Raw genomic sequence first — 10,834 nt, 5'->3', positions numbered from 1 at the left:
AAAACGAAACGTTAAATCGTAGAAAGAAAGTAAATAGTAGAAGATTTTCAGGAGTCGGAAATGCAACTTAGTTTTAACCCCTTAAAACTATCACTTGCGCTGAAGACGTACACCCTCACCCTCTATCCTATCCAGACTCTTCTACAATAACTACCGGCCTAACCTACAACTTGTACCGGCCTACCCTACAACTTGTACCGGTCTACCCTACAACTTGTACCGGTCTACCCTACAACTTGTACCGGCACCACCTGCAACTTGTACCGGCCCTACCTACAACTTCTACCGGACTCACCTACAACTTCTATCGGCCCCACCTACAACTTGTACCGGCTCCACCTACAACTTGTACCGGACCCGCCTACAACTTGTACCGGTCCTACCTACGATAACTACCGGCATTACCTACGTATTGAACCGGAATCCATATCCCCTTTCATGGCTTTGAATACAGAAAAAAAATGCTTTAATGTTGGACGTCCGACAATTTTATGACGGGAAGTGAGTTATATTAAGAATTTCGGCGGTAAACCGACGGATTTGCCAAAAATAGCGCCCGGGAATGAGCCTGGCAGGCGGATTATAAAATTAGGTGTGTGTCACCGGATTGAACAAAATACCATGCCGTGGAGACCTCTGTCCTTGAGTAAACCTGTATAACTAAATATCTCTATTTATAATCCTATCTTCAGTGTCACTTCTTGCCTCCAGATATTTTGAGAAATTATAAGGCGTCGTCATTGTCTTTTTTATTTCATCTATCTTTTCTTTATTCATTGGAACCGGGAATCCCGCTTGTAGATACTGGATATAAAAACTATAAGGTTTATTCTTTTCTAAAAATTTAATAAACCCCCTGAAAGAATCTATCACTTTTACGGCATCATCATCCTTGATACAAAAGTTGCCGTAGTTAATTTTATTTGACAGATACTCATACGAGAGAGGGACCAATTCTTCCATGCTCAATAAACCCAAGTCTAATACGTCTAAAGAAACTAACACATCTTCTTCATTTCTTAATAGTCCATGGGCAAGAGGATTTCTGTACCTTTCTCGTATTTTAATAAACTCATCATAAAATCCTTTGGCTTCCGCATCCTTATTCACGGGAAATACTAACTTGAATCTTTCCTTAAAATCCATCTTCTTGTATTCCCAAAAGTTATCGGTTGGCCGTTCAAAAGAATATATAGCATCAAGCATAAATTCCAATAAAGAGAAAAACGACACTATTAGTGCGAAAGAATAATTTGATATCTTTGATTTTAAGTCGTGATTACGAGCAATATGTGTTACAAGACCCATCATTTTACCATCGCTGGTGCGAGAACTATTATACTGCTTTTCAGTGTCCAAAATCTCTTTTTCATAGAAGTGGTAAATACCAGATAATTTATGATATACATTTTGCAAGGAGAAATCCCCCATTTTTACTTTACTCCGTAACTTATTAGATAAAATACCATCTAATACCTTTACGGCCTTTGTAATTTTATTTTGTACTTCTAACCCTATGCGAGGTATCTCTTTTTTTCTATCCACGGGCCCGTATAGACACCAACTTCCCTTCCAATCACTTACCTCAAAAAGATAATTTTTATATTTAAAAGAAGTACCCCACAATGATTTATCTGCTATTCCGCGGTCTTTTAGATGAAGTATTTTTAATAAAAGGAATCGTACAATATAAGCTGGTGGATTAAAATATTCTTTTAAGAGTGCAGTTTTAGAAGTGGGGTCGGTTGCTTCATTCAAAGGAATAAAATTCTTAAGAATTTCACAAATCTGATCTATTTTGTTTTGGGATTCCGGTAACATACAAATTCCGGGAACATCCTTATTTATTTTCTATGCCACCACCTATATCCAATTTTACCGTTACTGTCAAGACAAAATCTCATTGGCCGTGGCAAATACGTCATCCACGATAATAGCATCCATGCACTTGGGAGCGTCGCAGGAGCGCTTGGTGCAGGGCGAGCAGTCCAGCTCTTTGCGGACGATAATAGCGTCGGCTCGGGCCGGCCAGGGGCCGTAGACCACCGGGTCTTTGGGGCCGTATAAGCCGATGAGCGGACGCCTGAGTATATTTGCTAAATGCAGCGGAGCCGAGTCGCTCCCGATAAACAGCGTCGCCTTTGACAACAACATCGCCAACTGCTTAAGAGTCAGGGAATAGTCCAGGATAATCGGTTTGTTTTTGGCCATAGCGGCTATGCCGTCAACTAATTCTTTTTCGCCCGGTCCCCAGGACAACAAAACCTGGCACTTGAGCTCGTTGATGAGCCGGTCAGCCAGCTGGGCATACCTGTCCGACGACCAGCGCTTATAAGCTCCGAAGGCGCTGGTGCCCGGGTGAAGAACGACCACCCTATCGGGAACCACGAATGGACACGAATTAACACGAATTAAATTTTCTATATTTATAATTGGCTCCTTGGGCAGGCCGGTCTCGTAGATGCCTATCGCCCGTAACAAATACAGGTTCTTCTGGATGCGGTTGATTCTTTGTTCGGGCAATGGCACGGTTTGGTTATTGAACAGGTAATTATATTCTTTCGAGGCCGGCGGGGCGAAACCGATGCGCTGTTTGGCCCGGCTGAGATATGACACCAGCCCGCTCTTGAGGTTGCCCTGGAAATCCAGCGCCAGGTCGTAATCGGTGTGGCGCAAGGCCTTGATGAAGGCCGGCACGGCGCTGAAGATATTGCCCGGAGACAGCGCGTGCCTGGTTCGGCGGAATACGATGAGTTCGTTGATGTCCAGGTCGCCGGCCAGGATTTCACGGGCACGTTCTTCCACGGCCCAGCCGATATGGGCATTGGGATAATGTTTCCTTAACAGGCGCAGGGCCGGCAAAGTGTTTATCACGTCGCCGACGGCGCTTAATCTTATTATCAATATTTTCTTGATTTCGGTCATCGGATTAATACGATAGTATTTTTCGCTCTATTGGCAAGGAAATAAATACAAGTAAGCTGATTAAGCAGATTAATCGGATTTTATCGGCTGAATCCGCTAAATCCGTGTACTAAACACTATGGACAAGAAAATATACCAATCGCCCCTGGTGACGCGCTATTGCGACGAGAAGATGGTTTACAACTTCTCCGACGAGCACCGGCTTATCACCTGGCGCCGGGTCTGGGTGGCGCTGGCCGAGGCGGAACGGGCGCTGGGCCTGCCCGTCTCCAAAGCCCAGATAGCCCAGCTCAAGCGATTCCAGTCCAGAATCAACTACGACAAAATTGCCCAATACGAAAAGCTGACCAAGCACGAGGTAGTCGGCCACATCAAGGCTTACGGCGAGCAATGCCCCAAGGCCAAGCCGATTATCCACCTGGGCGCCACCTCGGCCCTGGTGACCGATAACGCCGACCTGATTATCTACAAACAGGCGATTGATTTCATCAGGCAACAACTAAAAGACCTCATCCGCGAGCTGTCCCGGTTCGCGCTGAGATACAAGGATATGCCCACCTGCGGTTATACGCACCTGCAACCGGCTTTGCTGACCACCGTGGGCAAACGAGCCTGCCTGTGGCTCCAGGACCTGGTTATGGATTACCAGGATTTGGTTCATATGCAAAAAGGACTTAAATTCCTGGGCGCTAAGGGCGCCATCGGCACACAGGCTTCGTTCCTGGCTCTCTTTAACGGCAACGCCAACAAGGTTCAGCAGTTGGACAAACTGCTGGCCCGGAAACTGGGCTTCAACGATACCTTCATCATTGCCTCGCAGACCTACACCCGCAAGCAGGACTACCAGGTGCTGGCCGTGCTTTCGGGCCTGGCCCAGTCGGCGCATAAGTTCAGCACCGACCTGCGGCTGTTGCAGAGCTTCGGCGAGATGGAAGAACCGTTCTCAAAGGACCAGGTCGGCTCATCGGCCATGGCCTACAAGCGCAACCCGGTGCACAGCGAGCGGATAACGGCGCTGTCGCGCTACCTGATATCGCTGCTCAGCAACGCCGAGTTCACTCACGCCAGCCAGTGGCTGGAGCGTTCGCTGGACGATTCGGCCAACCGGCGGCTGACCATGCCCGAGTCGTTCCTGACGGCCAACGCCATACTTAACCTTTACATATATATAGTCAAGGGCATGAGCGTCAATCCGTCCGGGATACAGAAAAGGATAAACCAGGAACTGCCTTTTATGGTCACCGAGGATATCCTGATGGCCGCGGTCAAGGCCGGCGGCGACCGCCAGCAGTTGCACAAGTCCATCCGCGACCATTCCATGGCGGCCGTGGCCCGGATCCGCCGGGGCGAGGATAACGATTTGATAGACCGCATCCGCAACGACCCGGCCTTCTTAAAGATTACCCACCGCCTGGACGCGCTGACCAAGCCGGAAAGACATACCGGACTGTCGGCCAGACAGGTGGAAATGTTTACCAAGGAAGCGAATAGAATAATAAACTCTAAACACTAATTTCTAATGCGATAAACACGGGGCGTTTAGGATTTAGATATTAGTATTTAGAAATTACTCCAACGGAGGCATTATGGCTTATACCGACAAAGTAATGGATCATTTCCGTAATCCCCGTAATGTGGGCGAGATAGCCGACGCGGACGGCGTGGGCGAAATCGGTAACCCGGTCTGCGGCGATATGATGACTTTTTACATCAAGGTAAAAGATAACAAGCTGGCCGACGTCAAGTTCAAGACCTTCGGCTGCGGCGCGGCCATTGCCGTGTCATCAATGGTCAGCGAGATGGCCATCGGCAAGACCCTGGAAGAGGCCAAGAAGATTTCTCGCCAGGACGTGGCTAACCAGTTAGGCGGATTGCCGCCCAACAAGATGCACTGCTCTAACCTGGGCGCCGATGCCCTGCACCGGGCCATAGAGAATTACGAATGCAAGAAACAGGCCAAGCCCGCGGGCACGACTAAAGAAGCAGTCACCGCCGCGGCCTGTAAACCTCAATCAGAAGACAAGTGCGCCTGCCCGATGTGCGCCCATAAGTTATCCAAAGAATTACATTGCGAACCCTGCAATAAGGAATTTATAACCTGCCCCAACTGCAAGAAACCCATTCCAAAAGGCGTAAAGGAATGCCCGTTCTGTAAGGCTAAATTTTAGTCTGCCACAGAGACACTGAGCACACGGAGTAATCCGCATAATCTGCCTAATCCGCGGTTTCGTATTTATTCGTGGTTTAAGGAATCGGCGGGTAATCGTTAATACCGTTGAGCGGACATTCGGCGCAGAGCGGTTTGGATTTCTTGCAGAACTCCTTGCCTAATCTCACCAGCAAGGCGTGGTATTCGTTGAATAACTTCGCGTCCTTTTCCAGACTATCCTCAAAGAAGGCCTTGAGCTCGTCGTAGCCGGTATCTTCCTCGGGCACGTATCTGTGGCGCGAGAATATCCGGTAGGTGTAGGCGTCTACCACGAATGACGGCTGGCCGGCGGCATAGAGCACGATGGAATCGGCCGTTTCCGGACCAATGCCGCGCACGCTCAGCAACGCCTCGCGCAATGAAGCTGTGGGCAGTGCCAATAACCGGTCCAGGTCGCCGTCGTAGTTCTCCATCAGCCAGTCAATGAAGGTTTTCAGCCGTTTGGCCTTGACGTTGTAATATCCGGCCGGGCGGATGAGTTCGGACAGCTCGGACAGTCTGGTTTGGTGAAGCTTGTCCGGCGTAAGCGCCTTGGCTTTCTTGAGGTTGTTGATGGCCTTTTCCACGTTGGACCAGTTGGTGTTCTGGGTCAGGATGGCGCCGATAATCACCTCGAACGGCGTATCGCCCGGCCACCAGTGCTGCGGGCCGAAGCGCTTGTATAACCGTTGGTATATTTCTAACAGGTCTTTTTTAGCCATAATATTCAGTAAGCGGATTCATCTGACTGAACTGATAATAATAGTTTTTGTTGATAAGACAAGAATAATCAGGTGTTACTATGATTAATATTCTATTGACACTGTCTTTTTATAATGTAAGTTCACGCGCATGGATATATTCATTCACCGAACGGCCAAGGTCGGCAAGAACTCATCTATAGGCCAGTATGCGGTCATCGAGGGTGATGTGCGCATCGGCCGGAATTGCGACATCGGACATCACGTGGTCATCAAAAGCGGCACCGTCATCGGAGATAATGTCCGGATAGACGAGCATACCGTCATCGGCAAACAACCGATGAAGGCCAAGCGCTCGGCTACCACCAAAGTCCAGTCCCTGCCGCCGGCCCGCATCGGCAACAATGTCCTGATCGGCGCTTCGGTCATCATCTATTGCGGCTGTAAAATCGGCAACGATATTCTCATCGCCGATTTCGCATCCATCCGGGAAAACGTGGCCATCGGCAACGAGACCATCATCGGCCGGGGCGTGGCCATAGAAAACAAATGCTCCATCGGCAAGCGCTGCAAGGTCGAGACCGAGGTTTATATCTGCGCTTATTCCACGGTCAGTGACGACTGCTTCATCGCGCCGGAAGTAACCTTCACCAACGATAACTTCCTAGCCCGGACCAAAGAACGGTTCAAGCATTTCAAGGGACCGACCCTGAAGCGCGGCGCCCGTATCGGCGCCAATGCCACCATCCTGCCCGGACGAACGCTCGGACCGGACTGCCTGGTGGCGGCTGGGTCTGTCGTGACCAAAGACGTGCCGGCCCGGACGGTGGTGATGGGCGCTCCGGCCAGGCCAATCAGGCCGGTGCCTAAGGAACAACTGCTGGAGAATCAATAATACCAGTATGTAGTAGATAGAAGGTAGTATGCAGGGAAAATCCAGCCTACCTCATTATCCAGAATGAAATCATTATTAGACTACATCAAAAACCATCAATGGGCTATCATCCTTACATTAATAATCCTGGCCATCGCGGTCAGGCTGGTGATTGTCTGGAACACCTACGTCATCTCCAGCGACGGGCCGGTTTACATCAGTGTGGCCAAGGATTATTACGCCGGTAATTATAAGGCCGCGCTGAGCCACCCCTATCACCCGCTCTATCCGTTCCTGATGTCCGTTGCTTATCACCTGCGCGGCTCCTGGGAATGGGCCGGACTATTTATCTCCATCCTCTTCGGCGCGCTGGCAATAATACCGCTCTGGTTCATGGGCAAGAGAATATTCCCCGGAATTGACGGCAAGGCATCGCCGCTGATATTCATCGGATGCCTGTTTTACATATTCCATCCGTTGGCGGCTAGGTATTCGGCCGAGGTGCTGACCACCGGATTATTCATGAGCTTCCTGTTCTTTACGGCCTGGATGATGTTGTTGTCATTGTCAGTGGATTGTGAACGCAGTGCTCCATGGCGCTTCGGCGCCAAATGGAAATACCGTTATTTCTTCCTGACCGGAGTCGGCGCCATGATGGCGTACCTGGTCCGGCCGGACGGATTGATACTGCTTTTTACAGCCATGGCCCTGACGGTTCTGATAGATATCAGGCGCAATTACCTAAAAACTTCCGGCAAGCGGGCGCTGGCCGTATTAATCCTGACACTGCCCTGGCTGCTGGCCGCCACGCCTTATTTATATCATATGTATAAAACCCAGGGCCGGATAGAGATAACCCAGAAATTCTCGCTGGCCAAGGTCAAGGCCTTGTTAGGCAGCGCTGAATTGTCCGACGAAACGCCCGCGCCCGAGAAACCCGGCCCAAACCGCTATCTCAATGCGGTCTATATCGTGGCCAAGGAATCAGTCAAGGGCGTGCACGTCCTGCTGTTGCTGTTCCTGCTGGTTTATATCGTCAGTGTGGTGCGCAAGAACCCCGAACCGGCGACGGACCCGAAATCATCACTCATCATCTGGTTCACCTTCGGAGTATACATCATAGCCCTGCTGGGGTTCGCGGTAATATTCGGCCGGGTAAGCAAGCGTTACACCGTGCCGTTGGGAATTCTCTTGGTTTTCTTCTCCGCATCCGGGCTGGACTACCTGCTGGCTAAGATGCGCCTGACCAATCTCAGGTGGCTGGGCATTACGCTAACATTGCTAATCCTCTCGGTGCATACATTCGCGCCGGTGAGCAAGGATAAAATCGGACAGAAGATGGTCGGGTTTACTATCCGCAATGATTTCGCAGGAAAACATTCCGGAACAACAACCCAGGGCAAGACGGAATATCCACCCAGGATTATCACATCCATAAACAGGGTTCCTTATTACGCCCGCGGATACCAGATTGCTCCGGAAGGTAACCTTTTAGAAACCCTGAAAACAGCCGACTATCTGGTGACCGACAAGAATATCGAACTCGCATGGCCTGAAGTAAAATCATGGAGCGAATCCGTCGAATATCCGGATTTCAAAGTGTCGCTGGTCCGAAAACGCTCGGAATTTCCTTTTGAATCTTATAAAGTATATTGCATTATTGACAAAATCACAGGGAGGCACAGAAACAGATAACATAGTTTTATTTGACAGTGCTGAAAATATTTGTTCTATTCTCCCCAATTCCATTATGAGAAAAGTTCCTATTAGGAAGGACACACCGATGAAAAAGGTTGAGCTCAAGGACGTTGCCGAATCTCTAAAACTTGATATGGGACTGGTGCGCGACGCGCTGAGCGAAAGACCCGGCATTAATATCACCAAAGACGAACAAGACCGCATATTCCAAACCGCCCGGAAAATGGGTTATGATCTCAAGAAGCTCAAACTGGGCAAACGCCTTAACCTGCGCCAGGAAATAATCGGCGAAATCCTCTCTCAGATAGAAACCAACGCCAAATGGAAGCGTAAAGAAATAGTGGAATACCTCAAACGCTCGGCTGAAATGGTCGACCGCGTCCGTAAAAGAACTTTCATCGACGAATTCGACTGGCTCTAAACCATGGCATTACTGGTTCTAGCCCTGTGCTTCGCACAGGATAAGAGCCAGTACGTCCCGTTCACTTCGTTCAGGGATAAGTACCAGATAACTCGCTTTGCTCAAACCGGCACTAATGCACTTTGTTCCTACTGGCTCTAATCCCCATTACCAACCGGATTCACCGTCAAACCCTCGAACGGCATCGCCTTTATTGCGGGATTATACAGGAAATCCAGCCTCTTGCTGCTCAGCCATTGGAATATCGTTTCGGCCGGCACCATCAGGCCCAGGTGCGTCACCGGCGTGGGAATGACCTGGTTATAAACGCAGACCATAGATGAAATCCCGATTAAATCGTAAGTATCGCCCATGAAAATACCGCCGCCCGAGTTGCCGAATATTGTCGGGGCATTCATCACCCAGAATTTCTCGCCGTTCATCTGCTTGTACAGGCTGGAGATCTCCCCGCTGGTCGGCAGCGGGTCATAACCCAGCGGGCAACCTACCGCGTAGACCGGGCTGAAGACCTTGATTTGTTGAATCCTGTCCCTGGAAACAAAGTGCGCCGTGTGCTTGAACTGTTTGGAGACCTTAAGGTGCAGTATGGCCAGGTCCTTGACTTCGTCGTAAATAACTATTTCAGCCTTGAACTCATCCATGGCCGAGAAATCATCCCGGTAAACATCTATGTTTATCTCGGAAGCCTTATTAACGACCGGCTGCTCAATGCTGTCTTCCGGAGAGTTATCCTCAATCGACAAAACCGTGCCTTTAACCACGTGATAGGCGGTCAGGATATAGGTCTGGTACTCATCCTTGAAATACGGCTGGCTGTAGATGATGATTCCGCCGCCCACGTTACCCTTGGTCCGGACCCGGACCGACGGCAGAAGCAATTCCTCGTAAAGCCTTTCGTTGCGGACGGAATTATTGAGCGACTGCTTCAACCGATAGACCTCATCCAGGTTATTGACCAAACGGTCAGTGGTGGCGTTAAGCTGCTTTTCTATTACGCCCAGCTTGGTGCTGACCTTCTCGTCAGCGCTGGAAACTTCCTTGAGGAAGTCGGTCAGGCCGGCCCGTAAAGAAGCCACCTCTTCTTTGGTCATCTGGGACTCAATTTCCGTCCGCTTCAAAAGTATATTGATTCTCTGGCGAAGCGCCAGGATGGTATCGTCAGCCGACCGGATCTGTTCGTTGGCATCGGACAGCGATCCCTGCTGCGATATCTGTCCGGCCTGGAGTTCTTCCGAGAAGTTAATCAGGCTGTTAATCTGGATTTCCAGCACGGCCCAGACCGCGACTAATCCGGCGATGAACAGCGCTAAGGTGGACGGCTTTATCCTGATAAAGGCGCCGGAAAAGATCCGAATCAATCGCCTGATGATAACTGATTTCCGATTCTTGTTGTTTTTCATAAGCCACCTCCTTGCCTGATTTCCCGCCCCGGTAATCTGTATTACCCACTCCGCTTGTTTCCTCCTTTTATCTTCTGCACCATGTTAAACACAATCGGAGCAATGATAGCCTCGTGTCCGCCGTTAGCCTGAATCTGGCCGTAAGTCACCCGGCCCAGGTAAACCGGGTTGCTGAGCATAAAGCCCAGCGCCTGCCTGGACCAGACCGCGCCGGAGGGCGAAGGGATATTCATCTCGTTCATCCGCCTGGCCACCTTGCCCAAGCTCCTAAGCCTGAGATATTCACGATAAACCATCCGGACTATTGATGACTCAAAAACCTCCGGTCTCAGCACGAATCGTCCCTGGATAGGGTCAAAGTTCTTGCGGTATCCATAAGGCGTTACCCCGCCCTGATGCCGGCCCTGGCTGGCCGCACGGCGCTTGCCTGCCTGTATCCGGTCTAGCCAGGCATCTAACCCTATAACCTTAGCCCTTTCGGCTTCGGCGGACCCCTTTCTTAACTCAACCTTCTTTACTACAGGCATCTTCCCCTGCTGGTAATCAGATATCTTGCCCTGGTTCTGAATTTCCGGTTCCGGCGAATTTACCATATAATTACTCCTTTTTCAACCCAATTAGAGCTAA

Annotated in this window: 10 protein-coding genes and 1 pseudogene; 6 read left to right on the top strand and 5 right to left on the bottom strand. The window is 49.9% G+C overall.

The genetic code is table 11. The features are described 5' to 3' along the window. Positions 1-660 precede the first annotated feature (660 nt). The gene (locus WC980_05540; protein ID MFA5794514.1) at positions 661-1,821 is read right to left on the bottom strand and encodes a hypothetical protein; all 1,161 of its coding nucleotides are present in this window, start codon (positions 1,819-1,821) and stop codon (positions 661-663) included. Between the two features lie 66 nt (positions 1,822-1,887). Then, entirely contained in the window at positions 1,888-2,925 is a 1,038-nt protein-coding gene (locus tag WC980_05535; protein ID MFA5794513.1) for a glycosyltransferase family 9 protein, read from the bottom strand. 118 nt (positions 2,926-3,043) lie between these two features. On the opposite strand from WC980_05535, the gene purB reads away from it, so the two are divergent. Beyond that, positions 3,044-4,438, top strand: a complete 1,395-nt coding sequence (gene purB / locus WC980_05530) for an adenylosuccinate lyase (protein ID MFA5794512.1) — start codon at positions 3,044-3,046, stop codon at positions 4,436-4,438. 73 nt (positions 4,439-4,511) lie between these two features. After that, a pseudogene (gene nifU / locus WC980_05525) lies at positions 4,512-4,880 on the top strand (Fe-S cluster assembly scaffold protein NifU). 289 nt (positions 4,881-5,169) lie between these two features. Here nifU and WC980_05520 read toward each other — a convergent pair. Beyond that, positions 5,170-5,835, bottom strand: coding sequence for an endonuclease III domain-containing protein (locus WC980_05520; protein MFA5794511.1), 666 nt, complete (start codon positions 5,833-5,835; stop codon positions 5,170-5,172). A 130-nt stretch (positions 5,836-5,965) separates the two neighbouring features. On the opposite strand from WC980_05520, the gene WC980_05515 reads away from it, so the two are divergent. From WC980_05515 to WC980_05500, 4 genes are all read left to right on the top strand, one after another. Next, on the top strand, positions 5,966-6,709 hold the full coding sequence (locus tag WC980_05515; protein ID MFA5794510.1) for a DapH/DapD/GlmU-related protein: 744 nt from the start codon (positions 5,966-5,968) through the stop codon (positions 6,707-6,709). 63 nt (positions 6,710-6,772) lie between these two features. After that, positions 6,773-8,383 (top strand): glycosyltransferase family 39 protein, encoded by a 1,611-nt coding sequence (locus tag WC980_05510; protein MFA5794509.1) that lies wholly within the window; start codon positions 6,773-6,775, stop codon positions 8,381-8,383. A 55-nt stretch (positions 8,384-8,438) separates the two neighbouring features. Beyond that, a complete protein-coding gene (locus WC980_05505) occupies positions 8,439-8,807 on the top strand; it encodes a hypothetical protein (GenBank protein MFA5794508.1) in 369 nt (122 codons plus the stop codon). Between the two features lie 3 nt (positions 8,808-8,810). Further along, positions 8,811-8,948 carry a hypothetical protein gene (locus tag WC980_05500; GenBank protein MFA5794507.1) on the top strand — a complete coding sequence of 46 codons (138 nt, stop codon included), beginning with the start codon at positions 8,811-8,813 and terminating at the stop codon, positions 8,946-8,948. Here WC980_05500 and WC980_05495 read toward each other — a convergent pair. Then, the gene (locus tag WC980_05495; protein ID MFA5794506.1) at positions 8,945-10,207 is read right to left on the bottom strand and encodes a trypsin-like peptidase domain-containing protein; all 1,263 of its coding nucleotides are present in this window, start codon (positions 10,205-10,207) and stop codon (positions 8,945-8,947) included. The two genes, WC980_05500 and WC980_05495, sit on opposite strands and share 4 nt — an antisense overlap. A 41-nt stretch (positions 10,208-10,248) precedes the next feature. Then, on the bottom strand, positions 10,249-10,800 hold the full coding sequence (locus WC980_05490) for a recombinase family protein (protein ID MFA5794505.1): 552 nt from the start codon (positions 10,798-10,800) through the stop codon (positions 10,249-10,251). Positions 10,801-10,834 lie beyond the last annotated feature (34 nt).

The sequence above is a fragment of the Candidatus Brocadiia bacterium genome (assembly GCA_041658285.1).
Taxonomy (GTDB): Bacteria; Planctomycetota; MHYJ01; order JACQXL01; family JACQXL01; genus JBBAAP01.
This window is presented reverse-complemented; position numbering and strand designations above follow the sequence as displayed.

What these genes read in the sequence shown, in the direction of transcription:
- WC980_05540 (MFA5794514.1), bottom strand. Translation starts at nt 1,821, where the DNA reads ATGTTACCGGAATCCCAAAACAAAATAGATCAGATTTGTGAAATTCTT.
- WC980_05535 (MFA5794513.1), bottom strand. Translation starts at nt 2,925, where the DNA reads ATGACCGAAATCAAGAAAATATTGATAATAAGATTAAGCGCCGTCGGC.
- WC980_05500 (MFA5794507.1), top strand. Translation starts at nt 8,811, where the DNA reads ATGGCATTACTGGTTCTAGCCCTGTGCTTCGCACAGGATAAGAGCCAG.
- purB (MFA5794512.1), top strand. Translation starts at nt 3,044, where the DNA reads ATGGACAAGAAAATATACCAATCGCCCCTGGTGACGCGCTATTGCGAC.
- WC980_05520 (MFA5794511.1), bottom strand. Translation starts at nt 5,835, where the DNA reads ATGGCTAAAAAAGACCTGTTAGAAATATACCAACGGTTATACAAGCGC.
- WC980_05505 (MFA5794508.1), top strand. Translation starts at nt 8,439, where the DNA reads ATGAGAAAAGTTCCTATTAGGAAGGACACACCGATGAAAAAGGTTGAG.
- WC980_05490 (MFA5794505.1), bottom strand. Translation starts at nt 10,800, where the DNA reads ATGGTAAATTCGCCGGAACCGGAAATTCAGAACCAGGGCAAGATATCT.
- WC980_05515 (MFA5794510.1), top strand. Translation starts at nt 5,966, where the DNA reads ATGGATATATTCATTCACCGAACGGCCAAGGTCGGCAAGAACTCATCT.
- WC980_05510 (MFA5794509.1), top strand. Translation starts at nt 6,773, where the DNA reads ATGAAATCATTATTAGACTACATCAAAAACCATCAATGGGCTATCATC.
- WC980_05495 (MFA5794506.1), bottom strand. Translation starts at nt 10,207, where the DNA reads ATGAAAAACAACAAGAATCGGAAATCAGTTATCATCAGGCGATTGATT.